The 17,344-nt window shown below is 45.6% G+C and carries 15 protein-coding genes; 8 read left to right on the forward strand and 7 right to left on the reverse strand.

Going from position 1 to position 17,344, the window contains the following annotated elements; genetic code table 11:
• Positions 1 to 67 precede the first annotated feature (67 nt).
• Entirely contained in the window at positions 68 to 502 is a 435-nt protein-coding gene (locus L5M71_RS02085) for a hypothetical protein (RefSeq protein ID WP_028760977.1), read from the forward strand.
• Between the two features lie 569 nt (positions 503 to 1,071).
• Positions 1,072 to 1,200 (forward strand): hypothetical protein, encoded by a 129-nt coding sequence (locus L5M71_RS02090; protein ID WP_263206196.1) that lies wholly within the window; start codon positions 1,072 to 1,074, stop codon positions 1,198 to 1,200.
• Positions 1,201 to 1,302: 102 nt separating this feature from the next.
• Here the strand turns inward: L5M71_RS02090 and L5M71_RS02095 are convergent, their stop codons facing one another.
• A complete protein-coding gene (locus L5M71_RS02095) occupies positions 1,303 to 2,220 on the reverse strand; it encodes a class I SAM-dependent methyltransferase (RefSeq protein WP_263196635.1) in 918 nt (305 codons plus the stop codon).
• A 6-nt stretch (positions 2,221 to 2,226) separates the two neighbouring features.
• Entirely contained in the window at positions 2,227 to 3,336 is a 1,110-nt protein-coding gene (locus L5M71_RS02100) for an AI-2E family transporter (RefSeq protein ID WP_219234382.1), read from the reverse strand.
• A gap of 98 nt (positions 3,337 to 3,434) precedes the next feature.
• Here L5M71_RS02100 and folX point away from each other — a divergent pair, with 98 nt between their 5' ends.
• From folX to gltS, 3 genes are all read left to right on the forward strand, one after another.
• Positions 3,435 to 3,797 (forward strand): dihydroneopterin triphosphate 2'-epimerase, encoded by a 363-nt coding sequence (folX, locus tag L5M71_RS02105; RefSeq protein WP_006082167.1) that lies wholly within the window; start codon positions 3,435 to 3,437, stop codon positions 3,795 to 3,797.
• A gap of 87 nt (positions 3,798 to 3,884) precedes the next feature.
• Positions 3,885 to 4,778, forward strand: a complete 894-nt coding sequence (locus L5M71_RS02110; RefSeq protein WP_028760980.1) for a TIGR01777 family oxidoreductase — start codon at positions 3,885 to 3,887, stop codon at positions 4,776 to 4,778.
• Positions 4,779 to 5,311: 533 nt separating this feature from the next.
• The gene (gltS, locus tag L5M71_RS02115) at positions 5,312 to 6,535 is read left to right on the forward strand and encodes a sodium/glutamate symporter (RefSeq protein WP_168824169.1); all 1,224 of its coding nucleotides are present in this window, start codon (positions 5,312 to 5,314) and stop codon (positions 6,533 to 6,535) included.
• 75 nt (positions 6,536 to 6,610) lie between these two features.
• Here the strand turns inward: gltS and lepB are convergent, their stop codons facing one another.
• The 3 genes from lepB to L5M71_RS02130 all read right to left on the reverse strand — a co-directional run bounded on the left by lepB (position 6,611) and on the right by L5M71_RS02130 (position 10,766).
• Positions 6,611 to 7,273, reverse strand: coding sequence for a signal peptidase I (gene lepB, locus L5M71_RS02120; protein ID WP_198572810.1), 663 nt, complete (start codon positions 7,271 to 7,273; stop codon positions 6,611 to 6,613).
• 266 nt (positions 7,274 to 7,539) lie between these two features.
• Complete coding sequence (locus L5M71_RS02125; protein ID WP_263206200.1) at positions 7,540 to 10,035, reverse strand: ABC transporter permease; 2,496 nt, start codon at positions 10,033 to 10,035, stop codon at positions 7,540 to 7,542.
• A 2-nt stretch (positions 10,036 to 10,037) separates the two neighbouring features.
• Positions 10,038 to 10,766, reverse strand: a complete 729-nt coding sequence (locus L5M71_RS02130) for an ABC transporter ATP-binding protein (protein ID WP_263206202.1) — start codon at positions 10,764 to 10,766, stop codon at positions 10,038 to 10,040.
• A 52-nt stretch (positions 10,767 to 10,818) separates the two neighbouring features.
• On the opposite strand from L5M71_RS02130, the gene L5M71_RS02135 reads away from it, so the two are divergent.
• Positions 10,819 to 11,418, forward strand: a complete 600-nt coding sequence (locus L5M71_RS02135) for an arylesterase (RefSeq protein ID WP_263163352.1) — start codon at positions 10,819 to 10,821, stop codon at positions 11,416 to 11,418.
• Positions 11,419 to 11,563: 145 nt separating this feature from the next.
• Entirely contained in the window at positions 11,564 to 12,631 is a 1,068-nt protein-coding gene (locus L5M71_RS02140; protein ID WP_263206204.1) for a DUF3083 family protein, read from the forward strand.
• Positions 12,632 to 12,718: 87 nt separating this feature from the next.
• On the opposite strand, the gene sohB is transcribed toward L5M71_RS02140, so the two are convergent.
• Positions 12,719 to 13,735, reverse strand: a complete 1,017-nt coding sequence (sohB, locus tag L5M71_RS02145) for a protease SohB (RefSeq protein WP_263206206.1) — start codon at positions 13,733 to 13,735, stop codon at positions 12,719 to 12,721.
• A 111-nt stretch (positions 13,736 to 13,846) separates the two neighbouring features.
• Positions 13,847 to 16,330 (reverse strand): VolA/Pla-1 family phospholipase, encoded by a 2,484-nt coding sequence (locus L5M71_RS02150; protein ID WP_263206208.1) that lies wholly within the window; start codon positions 16,328 to 16,330, stop codon positions 13,847 to 13,849.
• 262 nt (positions 16,331 to 16,592) lie between these two features.
• Between L5M71_RS02150 and L5M71_RS02155 the strand changes: the two genes are divergently transcribed.
• Entirely contained in the window at positions 16,593 to 17,330 is a 738-nt protein-coding gene (locus L5M71_RS02155; RefSeq protein WP_263206210.1) for a YciK family oxidoreductase, read from the forward strand.
• Positions 17,331 to 17,344 lie beyond the last annotated feature (14 nt).

Genomic DNA, 17,344 nt, shown 5'->3' on the forward strand with positions numbered 1-17,344 from the left:
CACGACAAGACTTGTACATTACAGCTAAAATCGCGATACTCGGAACAAATTCCAATAACTAAAACTTATGCGAACTCTATTTTTTTTCTCCCTCCTGTTTCTCTTCGGTTGTGGCGATCCCTCAACGCAAGAGCAGCGCCAGTTATCACCGGAAGAAGTGAGCTTAGGCTTTTTTCAAGCGATTTATGTTGATCGTAATGTTGAACAAGCCAAGCAATACGTCGACGATCCCATTAAACAAGTGCTCACCCATTACCACATTGCCGCAGCCGTACAGCGTAATATGCTCGGCCTATCTATGACCAATGTTGAAATGGAAATTGATGATATCGATATCGACTTCTTCCGCAAATTTACCAAAGACGTCATTGTTGTGGTCAAAATGAAAGGTCTTAAAGGTGGTCAACCATGGATTGATGACAGGACCATACGCCTACACAAAATTGGTAGCCAATGGATTATCGTCGAACTTCTGCCTGAAAAGCGCAAAGTTAACGGTTAACCCCCTTTCTTGCCTGCTTTCACCGCGCATACCTTGTCATACAATCATTCTGCTTACTTTCAGCCAAAAAAATAGCAACCTTAGGGTTGCTATTTTTTTGTGCTTGTTCTGTTATTTCCGACTCATAAGTACCGTCAGTTTAATCACTATCGATTAAGCTTGGATCACTTCTTCTTCGCTTTCAGCAGGTAAAGACGTTAGTACATCGTCTTTCACTTGATAATAAGCATTTTCGTATTCATGAACTTCCATAACAACTCCTGCTTGATTGGGTAAGGTCGCAGAGGCTTGCCATTCTATGCTGACATTTTGCCTATGAGGAAAGGGATACATTCCGTGGGCTGGAGTATAACAAAGCAAAAGCCACAATTACAGAAAACTTTCAGTTTTGTATCACCAAGCATAGTGTTTAAGGCTGGTTATCATTTAAATAGCTCACAATCAGTGATTCGACATGAAAGACTTTCACTTTCTACGAGGATATTGAGGCCATGCTGACGCCATTTCATCATTCGCTTTATACACAAAAGCGATTAACAGAAATCGCTTACATAAAATGAATCTAGGGAATGCCATTAGATGTTCAGGGCAGGCTTTATGGTGAAATTTCTATCCTCAAACACTTAGACCAACATCAAGTCAGTAAAGTGATTGAAACCTATGGGCGATCGCAGCTATCTGAGCGATTAAGCTACTGAAGAATAAGTGCTGTGTAATAAGCGACAGTGTAAAAAGCTAAACACTCAACCTAAGCCGACAAAAAAGGCCAGTTAATACTGGCCAGTTAAGCTAAATCAGGCCTAGGCTTGAGTCGATAAGCGGTAGCGAAGCACCTTAAGTGACTTCTCTTCCGACACATCCATAAAGGCTAGCGGATTGGCTAAGCGCTCTATGTATTCGAGTGCAGGTGCTGCTTCCGCTACCTGTTGACGCAGGAAAGCGGTATCGAGTTCAGGTGCATTTAGACACAGTAATACTTCACCATTCTCGGCAAGCAACTCAGGTAAACGCCTAATTAAACGCACATAATCCTTAGTCGCGACAAAACTGCCCTTTTGATTGCTCGGTGGATCGGCAACAACAATGTCGTAGGGACCGAGCTTTTTCAGTTTGCCCCAAGATTTAAAAATATCATGGCCTAAAAAACGGGCTCCCGCGCTAAAGCCATTCAGCAAATGGTTCTGCTTACCTATGCCTAATGCGCCTTTGCTCATGTCCATATTCACAACTTCATCGGCGCCCCCTTGTAATGCCGCGACCGAGAAACCACAGGTATAAGCGAACAAATTAAGCACCTTTTTATAACGGGCGTTTGCTCTAACCCACTCGCGGCCATTGGCCATATCGAGGAAGAGTCCGTGGTTTTGTCCGCGCATTAGGTGCACCTGAAACCGTGCACCGTTTTCGCTAACGATATGCGGCTCAGGCACTTCACCTTGCAATAATTGGGTAAACGTCTCCCCCGCACTACGGTATTGGTAGACTAAATTCAATTGACTATCTGGCCGAATAGCTTGCCAGCGCACTGCAATCGCCTGTTGGCAGAGGGTTAAATCCGTATCCTCCAAGGGAGTAAAGCTGGTCAGCAATAGTACGGGTGCAAACCAATCTAAACATAGGTGCTCACAACCCACGTAATGCCCACCGCGGCCGTGGAATAACCGCACCGCATCATCACCTAACTCAATTGTCGCTAGCGCTTGTATAAAACTTTGCATCTTCTACTACTTACTCTCAGTTGCACTTGTATTGGCTTCATCGCCATTGGGAATTGCATTTTCCGTGTTACTGGCCAAGAACTTATCTTCGATATCGTCCGATAATAAAATGGCTAACCAATTACCACTCTTACTCGATTCGAGGGCAATTTTAACCACCATAGTCAATGGCACTGACAGCAACATGCCCACAGAACCTAATAACCAGCCCCAGAAAATTAATGATAAAAACACCACTAAGGTCGATAACCCCAGACCGCGCCCCATAAATTTAGGCTCAATGATATTGCCCATCACCATGTTGGCACCCACGTACAAAAGTGCAGTCCCCCCCGCAGCCGCAGGGCCAAGCTGAATAAAGGCCAACAACACCGCTGGAATGGCGGCAATGATAGAACCAATATTGGGAATGTAATTAAACAGGAAAGCAATCACCGCCCATAACATGGCGTAATCCACGCCGATGAAGGTCAATCCCACACCGACGATGATCCCAGTAGCCAAACTCACTAAGGTCTTGATCACCATGTACTGATTCACAGATTGTAAAAAGCGGTCAATCTGCTTTAAGCGCATATCGGGATCGTCCAATGCCAGGTGCAATTTCTTTGGCAGCGACTGAGCTTCAAACAGCATAAAGACGATAGTGAGGATGATCAGAAATAAATTCGCCATCACATTGCCGACACCCGATAGCATATTTGTGGTCATGGACAAGGCCATGCCAGGATCAAAATAGGCTAATACCTGATCCTTCGAAATCTGAATATTTAATGCCTGTAATTTATGGATAATCCACGAAAACTGCTCCACCAGCTGATCGCGATATTGGGGCAATTGTTTAGAAAACTCATTGACAGAACTGCCGACGACTGAGGCTAACCATAGGCCCATCAACACAATAAAACCCATCAAGAGGATCACTGCCAGCCATTTAGGCACACGGAACTTTGTCATCAAACCGATTGCAGGATTACAAATCACCGCAAGAAAACTGGACAGCACAAACGGCACCACAATCGGGCTCGCCGCCTTAATCCCTGCCAAAATAATCACTACAAAGGCCATAACCGCAAAGCCACGATAAGCAGCAGAGGGCGCATTAGGTCGAGTCATTTATTAAAAATCCTTCTTGATCTTAGATAAAATTGTTAGGCTAACCCTTGAAACCACTTAACCTCAGAAACTTTAGCTTAAGATAGCCATTTGTCATTATGAAACCAGAAACCGCGATTATACGCATTAAAAACTTAAGACTTCGTACTTTTATTGGCATTAAAGAAGATGAAATCCAAAATCGCCAAGACGTGATCATTAATGTCGTGATCCATTATTGTGCCGAACGTGCCCGCAACAGTGACAATGTCGAGGATGCGCTCAATTACCGCACAATCACCAAAAAGATCATTGAACTGATTGAGAATAACCGTTTCTCATTACTCGAAAATCTCACCAGCCAAACGCTGGCCATCGCCAGTGAGCATCCTTGGGTTGAATTTGCCAGTGTCGAAATAGACAAACCCCATGCACTACGCTTTGCCGATTCAGTCTCGATGGAGTTATGTTATCAAAAATAATCTGGCTAAAAATATTCCGACTAAGTGATCGTTGCACACCGCATTTTGGTATATATCCGCAGAGCTTAACCAATTAAGAGAGGTTCCATGAATATACTGATCACCGGCGCAAGCGGCTTTATTGGCCGCCAATTAGTCGAACGACTGGCGCCATATCATCAACTGACGTTATTAACTCGCTCAGTGCAACAAACACAAAAAGTGCTCGGTAATCAGCACCATTACCTCGAGAGTCTCGATGCGCTAAGCGACTTAAATCACATTGATGCCATTGTAAATCTTGCGGGTGAACCCATAGTCGCTAAACGTTGGAGTAAAAACCAGAAGCAACGCATTTGTGATAGTCGCTGGGATATTACGGCAAGATTAACTCAGCTAATACAACAGAGTAGCACTCCTCCTCAGATCATGGTGAGTGGTTCGGCAGTCGGTTATTACGGGCGGCACGATGATAAATTACTCGATGAGTCTAGTGGTGCCCATGTTGAGTTTAGCCATGATATCTGTCGAAAATGGGAGCAAGAGGCGCTAAATGCAACCTCAGAGCACACACGCGTCTGCATTATCCGTATTGGTATCGTGCTAGGTAAAGGTGGTGCCTTAGAGAAAATGTTACCGCCATTTAAACTCGGACTCGGTGGCCCAATTGGCCATGGACGCCAAGGTATGAGCTGGATCCATGTGCAGGATCTCATTTCCCTTATTGATTTTTTACTCACTCAACAACACTGTAAAGGCATATTTAATGCCACTGCACCCAATCCAGTGAGTAACGCTGTGTTTACCAAAGCGCTCGGAAAAGCACTTAATCGCCCAGCGTTAATCACGACCCCACCGCTTGCATTACGCTTAGCGATGGGCGAAATGTCGGAGCTACTGACAGAAGGGCAATTTGTTTACCCCAAACGTGCCCTCGAAGCGGGTTTTCAGTTTCAATTCAGTGATCTCGATAACGCCTTAACAAACGTGTTAGCCAAATAGGCTAGCACGCTAGAGCCTAAACTCAGCTTAAATATGCTGATAAAATCAGTGGCTAATGCAGGTGGCATCTTAGTACTCAAATCCGCTCAACAACCAGGTATATTGTAACGTCAATCTTGCCATTATTTTAGCAACACTAGAAAAACAAGAATGTAACATCATGATTTATATTATGATTTAGCGACAATCCGTCCATTTTCTGCTAAACTCGCCTCCATTCGGTCATAGGAGGCACGCATTAACCGCCTCAGCCTTGACCACAGATAGACTCAGCAACACCTCATAAATAGACAGTTATTTATGCTCAGGAACAGGCTATTTAATCTGCTGTTCTTGGTCTGTAGACCATAAAACGATACACACTCGCGCCTACTCATCCTTTAAATTTTTTATCGGATTGACACTGATCTGTCCTCGACATCAAGCGCTTAACATCCAGCATTAGCAGGTACTTAATAACAAGATGGGTTACTTCTCATTGGACATTGTGCCCAATGAAATGCCCGCACTAAGACAGTTTGTAAGGAATTTTCATGCACATGACCTATATGATTGGCGAGCTAGAATCATTTTTAATTGCCATTTTCGTGCTGTTTATCGGCCACTCTATCAATCGCCATGTACGTGTCTTCAGGCAATATAATATCCCCGAACCCATAGTGGGTGGCCTTGTTGTCGCCGCGGGAGTCACATTTCTTCACTTTCAAAATATCAGTCTCGACTTCAGCCTATCACTGCAAAATACCTTAATGCTGATGTTTTTTAGCACCATTGGCCTCTCGGCAAACTACAAGCTATTGCTCAGCGGTGGTAAAAAAGTCTTCATCTTTTTAGGTGTGGCCTCAGTGTATATTGTGATTCAAAATGCCGTCGGCGTCAGTTTAGCCAGCCTATTGGGGCTCGATCCCATCATGGGACTTATCGCAGGATCAATTACCCTGTCGGGCGGCCATGGTACCGGCGTCGCTTGGTCACAAACCTTTGCTGAGCGCTACGGTATCAACACCTTAGAGTTTGCTATGGCCGCGGCAACCTTTGGTTTGATCATGGGTGGGATCATCGGTGGCCCCGTCGCGCAGCGATTAATCGGTAAGCATAATCTTGTTTCTCGCTATGGGGTTGGCCGCAAGCATCACAGTGAACATCCACATTTAGTCACTTATGATCACTTAGAAGAAGACCAAGTCACCGCCAAAACCATATTAGAAACTCTGTTTGTGCTGTTGTTGTGTGTTGCAGGATCAAAATGGCTCACGCTGTGGATCAGCCAATCGGGTATTGCATGGCTAAAAATGCCCGACTTTGTATATGCTCTTTTTCTTGGCGTGCTCATCGCTAATCTCACAGAACTCACCCGCGGTTACAAACCCCATACCGAAAGTATCGATGTGATAGGGACGGTCGCACTGTCTCTCTTCCTCTCAATGGCCTTAATGACTTTAAAATTATGGGAAATTTTTGATTTAGCGATCCCGCTATTGGTGATTTTACTGGTACAAACCGCAGTGTTAGCCATTTTTGCCTATTTCGTGACGTTCAAAGTCATGGGCAGTAATTACGATGCTGCGGTGATCACCGGTGGCCACTGCGGCTTTGGTATGGGTGCAACCCCAACAGCGGTAATGAATATGGGCGCGCTAGTCTCACGCACAGGGCCATCACCCCAAGCCTTTATGGTAGTACCTATCGTCGGAGCTTTCTTTATCGACATAGTTAACTTAATTGTCTTACAGGGCTATCTGAGCTTTATGAAGTAGTTGCGAATAAACCAATCACTTAAAAAATAGGGCGTCGACTTTGGCGCCCTATTTCATGGTTCAAAATAGTTAAGACTAGAATTCACGCATTAAGCGTTCAGGCCGAGGCAGGTAATTATCATCATAATCAAGGGAGAAAACGACTGAACTTGAACGGCCAACAATCTCATCACGGGGCACGAAGCCAATAACCCGAGAGTCTGCGCTGTTATCACGATTATCACCCAGGGCTAAATAATGCGCATCCGGCACTGTGACAGGTCCAAAATTGGCAAGCCTTGAGGGTACAGGGTTAAGGCGAATACTGTGGACCATACCGAGTAAATTTTCCTGCATTTCTGTCACATCAGCGGGAGCATAAGCACTCAATGCTTGGGATGTGTAGCTAAGCATTTCACCGTTTAAATACAAGCGATTATCCTGCATCATCACAGTATCGCCTGGCACAGCTATTACCCGCTTAATCAGTTTTTTATCGGCCTTTTTCGAGTCAAATACCACAATATCGCCACGAGCAGGATCTGCCAGTTTAACTAATGCAATATGCGTAAATGGCACCCTAAGATCATAAGCCATCTTATTAACAAGAATGCGATCACCCTCGACGATAGTCGGCAGCATAGAACCCGATGGCACAGTATTCCAATCGGCCACAGCGCTCCTGAACACTAACATTAAGCTGATAAACAGAAAAAAGGAGCGATTATCCTTAAGCAGTTTTGTTATTCCTTTGAACATAATATTCCCTCTATGGCATATATAAGCTAGTCGCTGTTCTCAGTTAGATAGACCCATTGCGTTGCACTAAGTTCTGTTGCTACCTGCTTAAGCACAGATCAATTTGTAAGCCGATGTAAAAAGCATATTCAATTCAAGTGCAGCAGAATCAACCCCATAACAAAAAAGCACTGAGCTTATGTCGCATCAGTGCTTTTAATGTTGGCTCAGCTTGTTGTCTTAATAAGCTTTATGTTTTAGCCCATCAACAGAGTTCACAAACCGCCCTAGCTCCCAGCCTTTAATAGCTCAGAGCAAGATTGGCTGAGCAATTGTCGACAACGCCAAACCCCTAGTAAGGCGACGATTAAGGCTCCAGAAACAGGGGCAATACCCCACCAAGGCCAGTGCATGTATACATTAAGTTCAAATACTTGCGTCTTAAGTAGATATAACGCAAATTCGGCCACAATTACGGCTAACACACCCGCAATACCGCCAAGTAAGGCGAACTCTAAACCCGTTGCACTGCGCAATAACCATCCTGAAGCACCAAAGGTACGTAACACCGCCAGTTCACGTTGCCGAGTTGCCATGCCAGCCTCAGTCTGTGCAATCAAGACTAAGGCACTGGCTAATAACACTAAGGCCAGCACTAAAGACAACGACAGCGACACTTGCTCAATTATCTGCCGCAACTGCCCCACCATAGCGCCAACATCTATGATAGATATCGTCGGAAATTGCTGAATAAGCGCAAGGATCACTGCATCCTTAGGCGTACCATCAGCATTAATAGTCTTATCGTTAGTCGCCTGATCATTCAGATAAAAACTCGCCATCGAGGTATACGCAAAAGGCGCGAGCGCTTCTTGGGTGAAAATCATAAAGAAGTTCGGTTGCAGTGTTTCCCAATGCACGGCACGAATACTGGCAACTTTAACTGTGAGCTCTTGATTATCAATCACGTAAGTCAGCTTATCGCCAAGACCAATACCTAGACGCTCCGCCACGCCGGACTCCACCGACACTTCATCGGCGGCTTGATTAAAATGCCCCTCTAACAGTTCGTTGTTAGCAGGCAGTGTATTGCGCCACGTTAGGTTTAACTCGCGCGAAATGCCCACTCTTCCCTTTTCACCCGCTTCGGACTGTTCATTCGAAATCAGCGCTTCACCGTTAATTTGAGTTAATCGGCCACGGATCACCGGATAAATGTCTGTCGCCACTATCCCCTTCGCCGTCATGAAATCATTCAAGGGCTTTGCATCATCAGGCGCAATATTGACAAGGAAATAATTAGGCGCATTTTCGGGCAACTGTTTTTGCCATTCGTTAAGTAAATCTTGTCTTAACGCCAAAATAGTCAATAACAGTACCAGTGCAGCGCTAAAGCCAACCAATTGCACCGCATTTTGCCGCGCACGACGCCTTAGCCCCGCCAGCGCTAATTGCAAAGGATTGGTAGTCTTCATACCAACACTGTGTCCTGCTCGTATCATCACAAATCCAAGCAGACTTAATAGCACAGCCAGCAATAGCACAGCCGCGACCACAGTCAGAGTTAAAGTCCAACTTTGGGAATACAAATAGCCCAGTAGCGCCATAGCCCCTAGACTCAGTAGCAAATGCAGCCACATACCAAGCTGTAAGCCTTCTAACTGACGCTGCAACACCCGCAGTGGCGGAATAGCCAGTAAACGCATCAATGGATAAGCCGAAAACATAAAGGCGCTGATGAGCCCTGTGCTGATGCCGAGTAATAATGGTCGTGTGAGTGGCGGTGAATAGGCCGCAATTTCGGGTGGCAATAGATAACTGATCCCAAAATCGAGTAACCCTCCCCCAATAAGACCTAGACCAATTCCCAGTAGCGTTACCAACAATAAATGAGTACCAAACAACAGGCGAATTTGCTTTGCCGAGGCGCCAAAGGTTTTCAGCATGGCCACCACATCGTAATGACGCTGACAATAACGCTGGGCGGCAATACCTATCGCCGCGCAGGCCAATGCAATGCCCATCAAACTTGCCAGCAGTAAGAAGCGCTCCGCTCGCTTAACGGCTCCCGCAATCGGCGAGTCACCGGATTGCACATCGACCCAACGCTGGGTGCTATTCAAAAGCGGTTTAACACTTTGTTCAAAGGCCGTAAGCGAGGCTTCATCTCCGGCAAATTGATACAGATAAGTCACGCGGCTGCCCGGTTGAATAACACCTGTTTTGGCGACATCCTCCATCCGCATCAATACCACAGGCGATGAAGCAAAAGGATTAAAACCTGCGTCGGGTAAGCGGCTGATCTCATTGCTGAGCACAAATTCGGTATTACCTAGTTCGATGGATTTGGGATAACCCAAAAGTCCGCCTAAGCGAGTCTCAAACCAGATTTCGCCCGCTTGAGGTAACGCCTTGGTTTTACCGCTGGTGAGTTCAATATCGCCCTTAAGCGGGTAACCCGACTCTACGGCGCGTACTGTAACTAACTGAAACTTATCTCCCGAATAGACCATGGAATTAAATTGCATGTTAGTCACATGCTTAAGCCCAAGCTCTTCGGCTTTGGATAAAATCGCCGCATCAATTTTAACTGGCGAATCGATAATACGGTCGGCCGCAATAAACTGTGAAGCTTGACCACTAATTGCCACTTGCAGACGTTCACTCACCCGCGCTAAGCCACTCACAGACAAAACCGCGAGCGTAATAGCGAGGATAATCAATAACAATTGTCCCTGCTGTAACTCGCGTTTAAACAGGCGCCATGCCAGACTTAACTCCATTATTAAGCCTCCTTAACATCGGCTAGCGGTTCTATTTGAGTGATATCTTCCTGTAAATGGCCGTTATCCATCACTAGTTGACGCTCACACCGCTTGGCCAGCAGCAGATCATGGGTAACAAGGACTAAGGTTGTATGGCTTTCTTGATTAAGCTCAAACAACATATCGGCAATCTTATGGCCATTGACGCTGTCTAAATTGCCAGTTGGTTCATCGGCAAACAAAACTGTAGGCTCACAGATAAAAGCGCGGGCAATCGCCACCCTTTGCTGTTCACCACCCGAAAGCTGTTTGGGTAAATGGGTCAAGCGATGGGATAAACCAACCCGCACCAACATGGCCTGCGCTTTTTCCTTGGCATTGCTCACGCCCGCAAGCTCGGCGGGTAACATGACGTTCTCAAGCGCAGTTAAGGTATCGACTAACATAAAGGATTGAAAAATAAAGCTGACCTTCTGTTTACGCAGTGCCGCTTTTTGCTCTTCATTCAGTGGTGATAATGCCACACCATCAAGCCAAATCTCCCCCGACGTAGGCGTATCAAGCGCCGCAAGCAATCCCAATAAGGTGGATTTGCCCGAACCTGATGGGCCGAGAATGGCCACACTCTCACCTTGCTTGACATCTAAGTTAATGCCCTTGAGGATAGTGAGCGTTCCTTCCTGAGTAATCACTGATTTTTCGAGGTTAACAACATTAATGGCACTGTTTTTTAAGATGACGTTAGACATAGGATCCTTCTTATATAAATCGTTCTGGTATCAATCGCTAAGATTAAAATCAATGGCGAAGACCCTAGGGGCATTCATCCTACTGAGTGTACTCATGGTCACGCCCGCTCACGCGGCAAAGATACTGATCCTCGGCGATAGCTTAGGCGCTAGCTACGGCATGGCAGAACAGTCAGGCTGGGTAGCACTACTGCAAAAAAATCTGCCCGAACATCAGTTTACCAATGGCTCAGTGAGCGGCGAAACCACAGCGGGCGGCCTACGCCGATTACCCGCCTTGCTCGATTCTGTTGCTCCCGATCTTGTGGTCATTGAGCTAGGAGGTAATGATGGTTTACGTGGATTCCCCCCAACGCAACTCGAAAATAATCTAATCCAAATCATTACCCTAGCCAAAGATAGCGGCGCAAAAGTGCTGCTGACCGAGATCATGGTACCGCCTAACTATGGCCCTCGCTATACCCAAAAGTTCACCCAAGTGTATCAAGACATATCTAAAACCCAGGATATAGTGTTGATCCCCTTCTTTATGCAGGATATCGCTCCCCATCCAGAATTAATGCAAAGGGATGGCATTCATCCCAACGAAAAGGCGCAAGCTCAGATTGCGGCTTGGATGCAACCATGGATAGAAAATGCGTTAACCCAATAAAATAGCTGCTATTTTAAGCTAACGAACCGCTTACTTAGCTAAACTCATACTCAACGGATAAAAACGTGTTCTAACGCAAGATTAACCCTATAGATAAACAGTAAAATTCGTGTTAGCAAATGGTTAACTCAAACAAGGAGTCAATATGTCCCTTAGCCATCAGCAAAAAGTGTACATACCCAAGGAAGCCCGTACAAATCAATACATCACAGCCGAAATCAAGGTGACGGATGAGCTACTCAATCAATATCCCGATTATCAAAGCTGTTATCAAACGTTAAGCCGTTTGATATTTAATTTGGCAGAACAACACGATCTCCGTAATGTTCACGTGATCACTAACGATAAACTGCCAGTAGTGCGTTACCATACCGAAGCATATTGCTTCCAAACCACTGAACAAATTCTATTTTTTTATAACCCAGCCTACCACGAAGCCCAAAACTTATTCTCGCAAGAAAACTATCCCGCCCGCAAACTGCGCATTGTGTTTCTTGCCACAGGTGACGATATTCGCAGTAATTCCGCCAGTTTCCATATCAAGGTGCGTGAGTTGCTCACTGAATTAATGCCCTTAATGCCAATAAGCGATCTTAAGGTTAAGGTCCGCGACCATCAGCATTTATCCTATGATCTGTTCGCAAAAGCTAAGGGCTATAAAGAAACCTATGGTTATAAACTGCGCGCCATCGGCCCAAGATATAAAGCCAGAAAATGTGAGTTACCAGAAAACGTTAGCTCTCTTACCTATGTGACGGTAAGCTTGCCGCTGAGTCGCAAACTCAAACAGGGTTTATTACCTGACTCAGCTACTGACTTTACGCCTTTATATCAGCATCTTGAAGACTGCTTCCTCAAAGCGGCAGCGAATAGACAGCTGACACGCCTTGCTATGATAGCGAACGGCTTAACACCGCTTGTGCGTAACAGTAAGTTTGAAAAGCTCGACAGCAAAGCCGAAGTACAAATGATAGGGTTCGATCCTAATGCGACTGAGCAACAAGTTATCCGTCGCTGGGATGCCGATAACTTGGTCGAAGCCGCGCACTTTACCATAGTGGCAGGTACTAAGGACTGTGACGATTCGGGTTTCGGTCGCTTTATGAACAATGTTGAAACGGCTCTGAAGGCCTTCGCAGCCGACATAGGTGTCGATCCGGAGCGTGAAGATCTCATCGTACGTTTCCATCAACATATCAGCTATCAAATCTAACCCGCTTCGGTATTAGCCGCGAAAGCTCAGCAAATGAAAACGCCTGCAAATGCAGGCGTTTTTACTTTTATTCACCAATAGACAGAATTACATAGGACGATTTTTTTCTATGAGGCGATTGAAAATAGCGTTCACAGACAAAGAGGCACCGTGGGCAATTTTATCGGCAAGTTTCTTTCTCACCTGATAACGTATCTTGTACACAGTACGCTCTGTGGCGAGTGACATTATCACATCATCGCTGGTCGAAATCGCATCAACTAAACCTAATTCAATGGCTTGCTGACCGTACCAATGCTCGCCAGTGGCGACTTTCACTAAATCCAACTCAGGGCGATACTTACCAACAAACGCTTTAAATAAGACGTGGGTTTCTTCGAGTTCTTCTTGAAACTTCTGTCTTCCCTCATCGGAGTTTTCACCAAACACTGTCAAGGTACGTTTAAAATTACCGGCCGTATGTTGCTCATAATCGATTTCATGCTTTTTCAGCAGGCGATTAAAGTTAGGCAGTTGAGCAACAACACCAATAGAACCGACAATGGCAAAAGGTGCAGCATAAATTTTATTCGCTACACAGGCCATCATATAGCCACCACTGGCGGCGACTTTATCAACACAGACAGTCAATGGAATATCAGCTTGGCGTAAGCGATCTAACTGGCTTGAGGCTAAACCATAACCATGCACCATACCACCGCCACTCTCTACATTGACAACCACTTCATCGCCTTTTTCTGCGATAGCAATAATTGCACTGATTTCTTCACGCAATGATGCAACCTCAGCGGCATCGATACTGCCCTTAAAATCAATCACGAACACTTTGCCCGTGCAGGCTTCATCTGCGGCCTTGTCTTTTGCCTTTTCGTCAGCTTTTAATTGCTTTTCATAGGCTTTGAATTGTTTCTTTGACAGAAGTTCTTCTTTTAAGCCATGCTTAAGTTCTTCTAACTCTTCAGACAAGTTAGTGATCCTCAGCTCGCCCTTATCTGACTTGTGTTTTACAGTGGAAGCCAACACCACAATAATAACGGCAATGATTGCGACCACTATTGTGACGGCTTTCGCCAAAAACATTCCATACTCGTATAAAAATTCCAAAGTGTTCTCCGTTAGGGCGTTACATCATTCAGTCAATTGCGCGCTATTCTAACAGCCTAAAGGCCCATAAAAAAACCCAGCAAAGGCTGGGTTTTTCCGATTAAGGCAAGATTAGTTAGGACAAGTCGCAATGACCTCACTGTTTGTCACTAAAATCGTCGCATCGCCCTTACCTGCAGTAGCTGCATAGGTTGCCACTTGAGTCTGCATTTCAACCGTGGCAGCCGCGGCCATACCATCCGTTGATTCCTTTTCTTTAGGATCAACAATCGAACTGTGGTGACCTTTAGCGAAGCGTACAACGCCATGACCTTTGCTCGTGCTATCGGCACAAGGTAGCCCGATGGCAGCGATCAGCGGCTCAGTGCCCGATAATGGGAAGTTATCGACGCGATTAGGCAGCACTTGGTCTGCTAAGTTACCGTTACCATCACCCGCCACTTCAATTAAGTGCACAGGTAAGCCAGTCGCTTTTAACATAGCAGCATGGTTAACAGGATCTGCAGAATCTACCGCTGTTTGAACCGCAAAGGCAAACGTCGGAATAAATTGGGCATATACCCCCTGCACCAGTGCCGCATATTCAGGGCTACCAGGCTCATAACCTGCTGTATTAGCCGCATCGATCTGCGCTTGGAAAGTTGCAGATGCCGTAATATTACTAAACAGTACTGGGCCAAAGGTTGCAGAACCTGCGAATGATCCTGCTAATCCACCTGCTGGCGCAACTAAGGATACAGCATTGATAGCATAAGCATTTGGCAAGGCATCGCCGGTTGCTGGATCCTTCATGCCTGTGCTGGCATAGGTCGCAAAATCGGTGCCCACAATGGCGCCTAAACTCAGACCTTGAGCACTGATTTTAGTCACATCAAATACTTGCGGCTGACCTGCTTGCGCTAAGCCCTGTGCTAAGCCCGTAAGGGCAAGACGCACCCCTAAATGGTCCATCGTCGCTTGACGGAAGTTATCTCGCACCGACAAAGTGCTAGAAATATTCACAAACACCAACGGGTTACCATTTTTAAAGGCGTCCGGTTTACCGACAACTGCACCGAAGGCAGGATCTGTCGCAGAGACTTCATAAATCCCATCACCGTTAGCATCGAATGAACGCGCACCGTGAAGTGGCATATCAATAGCAACAGTCGCAACCCCCATTGCCGCATAGGTGCCGGCATAGGCCAATGACATTTCTTTACCGCCACCTAAACCGTGAAGGGCAATTGTTGTTGGCCAACCAGATGTAGGAGGAATAAACTCACGACCTTGCTGTTGATAAAAAGCGGCCAATTTCGTTGCATTGGGCATAGAAATCAGTACAGATACTGTTTCATAACCTTTGATTGCTGGAATAGGATTGAATTTAGTCAGATGTTTGGTTTTATCAACTGCCGTACCATCATCTAAAACCCATGTTTTACCCGCCATTAACGAGGGATTGGCTAAAGCATCAGCAGGGTTGGCAATACCATTAGCCACGGCTTGCATACCAAAATTATTCTGGCTGAGTGTGCCCGCTTGCAGGGCTAGTAGCACAGATACAGGGCTATCACCTTGTGCTTTCCAATGACCATTAATTAATGGTTTACCTTCAGCGGATAAACAACCAACTGAAGAACAATCACCGTAAATAGGCAGTTTAATTTTTGCCGTATACACATCAGCCAAGTTTGCGGCAACATAGGCAGCTCCAGCAGCTGGTGTTAAGCCCGCCGCTTGAGCCACAGTCAATCCAGTTGGTGTTGGCATCTTGGCAAAACTTGGTGCATAGGGAGCTCCCTTCGCCATCAGCAATTTGGTGGTTTCATAGACGTTAGCAACAGACTGAGTTGTAAATAAGCCAGAGTAACTGATGGTTAAAGGATCGACCTTATGGGCCGCAGCAATCCCTTTCTCATAACTATTCACTAAGGTTTGCAGCATCAATTGGTCTGGTGTTTCTAAAGGTAACGTATTGATATCCAGCTTCAACAAACCATAGGTCGTTGAAGGAGCGATACCACGACCTTCAGAATCTTGAATAAGATTCGTTGTCGCATAAATATAAGATTGCCCAGCTTTGAGTGGCTTAAGCGGAATTATTACCACTTTTTTGCCCGAAGCGGTGGATATAAAGTCAACGCCAAACTGCAACTCAGCGCCCACTTTACAGGCTGAAACTGACGGTTTAGCCTTACATTCGGGATCAGATGATAATGCGCCACCTACTGTGGCTTCAAACATTCTGACAGCACCCTGTTGTGAAACCGATGCCGCCATTAAGGTCAGCGGTGTACCGTCATGTTTTTTCGCCAAATCGATATCAATAGAAATCGGTGATGTTGTCGACCACCCATCTAACGCCCCAAGCGCTATTTGTGGATCAACATAATTGCCCGAGCTTTCACCCGGAATTGATAATGTGCCATCTTTGGTGCCACTGAACAGCAAATCATTCGGTAATGGAACTTTTGAATTAGCAGGGTCGAACACCATGTGCGATTCAGGGATGAGCACTTCTGTCTTATCCTTGAGTTCATTAAAACTGTCCTCACCACATCCTGTGAGGCCCAGTGCAGATGCAATCGCAACACCCAAAATGAGTCTTTTCATCTTTTTTCCCCAAATCTTGTTGTAATAGTTTTGTTTTCCCCAAGAAATTAGTCACAATAGCTTTTAGATCTGTGACCAATAGGGCTTATGTTAGCCCCTAACTCATTTCAAGTTAACGTAAAAATATTGAGTTAGCCACAAGTTTGTCACAAAGATTTTAGCTATTGATAACAAAGTTTCATTCATTTGTTTGAAACATGCGTTTATCACTTCGGCGACTCTAGAAGTGGCGGGCATTCTCGCCAAGAGGAAAAAGAGACTCATGTTGGAATATCAAGCAGCAAAAGATTTACTCAAGGGCAAGACGATTTTAGTCACAGGCGCTGGTGCTGGCATAGGCCGTACCGCCGCCATTGAGTTTGCAAAACACGGCGCCACTGTGATTTTACTTGGTAAAACAGTGAAAAAATTGGAAGCTGTTTACGACGTAATAGAACAAGCAGGTTATCCCAAACCTGCCATAGTGCCATTGGATCTTAAGGGCGCAACGGAACAAAATTATCGCGATATGGCCGATACCATAGCCGAGCAATTCGATCATTTAGACGGCTTATTACATAACGCTAGCTTACTCGGTGCCTTAGGTCCGTTTGAACACATAGATATTCCATCACTCGAAGACGTGCTCAAAGTGAACGTCACGGCCCAAGTCATGCTAACTAAAGCATTACTACCTGTGATGCGCCAAGCACCCAGTGCATCTATTATCTTTACGTCGAGCAGTGTGGGTCGTCAAGGCCGCGCCTATTGGGGACCTTATGCTTTCTCTAAATTTGCCACCGAAGGCATGATGCAAGTTCTCGCCCATGAATCCGATGGCACCTCAGTTCGAGTTAACAGCATAAATCCAGGAGCTACCCGCACTGAGATGCGCGCTAAAGCCTACCCTGCAGAGAATCCACTGGATCTCAAAACCGCTGAGGAGATCATGCCGACCTATCTCTATTTGATGGGTCAAGATTCTAGTGCCGTCAACGGACAGCAGTTTAACGCACAGTAAATTCATTTTTTATA

Origin of the sequence: Shewanella sp. SW1, assembly GCF_025653545.1 — a bacterium.
In the GTDB taxonomy this organism is placed as follows: domain Bacteria; phylum Pseudomonadota; class Gammaproteobacteria; order Enterobacterales; family Shewanellaceae; genus Shewanella; species Shewanella oncorhynchi.

Excerpts from the sequence above, each read along its gene's own strand:
- L5M71_RS02085 (WP_028760977.1), top strand. The coding sequence starts at position 68 with ATGCGAACTCTATTTTTTTTCTCCCTCCTGTTTCTCTTCGGTTGTGGC.
- L5M71_RS02090 (WP_263206196.1), top strand. The coding sequence starts at position 1,072 with ATGCCATTAGATGTTCAGGGCAGGCTTTATGGTGAAATTTCTATCCTC.
- L5M71_RS02095 (WP_263196635.1), bottom strand. The coding sequence starts at position 2,220 with ATGCAAAGTTTTATACAAGCGCTAGCGACAATTGAGTTAGGTGATGAT.
- L5M71_RS02100 (WP_219234382.1), bottom strand. The coding sequence starts at position 3,336 with ATGACTCGACCTAATGCGCCCTCTGCTGCTTATCGTGGCTTTGCGGTT.
- folX (WP_006082167.1), top strand. The coding sequence starts at position 3,435 with ATGAAACCAGAAACCGCGATTATACGCATTAAAAACTTAAGACTTCGT.
- L5M71_RS02110 (WP_028760980.1), top strand. The coding sequence starts at position 3,885 with ATGAATATACTGATCACCGGCGCAAGCGGCTTTATTGGCCGCCAATTA.
- gltS (WP_168824169.1), top strand. The coding sequence starts at position 5,312 with ATGCACATGACCTATATGATTGGCGAGCTAGAATCATTTTTAATTGCC.
- lepB (WP_198572810.1), bottom strand. The coding sequence starts at position 7,273 with ATGTTCAAAGGAATAACAAAACTGCTTAAGGATAATCGCTCCTTTTTT.
- L5M71_RS02125 (WP_263206200.1), bottom strand. The coding sequence starts at position 10,035 with ATGGAGTTAAGTCTGGCATGGCGCCTGTTTAAACGCGAGTTACAGCAG.
- L5M71_RS02130 (WP_263206202.1), bottom strand. The coding sequence starts at position 10,766 with ATGTCTAACGTCATCTTAAAAAACAGTGCCATTAATGTTGTTAACCTC.
- L5M71_RS02135 (WP_263163352.1), top strand. The coding sequence starts at position 10,819 with ATGGCGAAGACCCTAGGGGCATTCATCCTACTGAGTGTACTCATGGTC.
- L5M71_RS02140 (WP_263206204.1), top strand. The coding sequence starts at position 11,564 with ATGTCCCTTAGCCATCAGCAAAAAGTGTACATACCCAAGGAAGCCCGT.
- L5M71_RS02150 (WP_263206208.1), bottom strand. The coding sequence starts at position 16,330 with ATGAAAAGACTCATTTTGGGTGTTGCGATTGCATCTGCACTGGGCCTC.
- L5M71_RS02155 (WP_263206210.1), top strand. The coding sequence starts at position 16,593 with ATGTTGGAATATCAAGCAGCAAAAGATTTACTCAAGGGCAAGACGATT.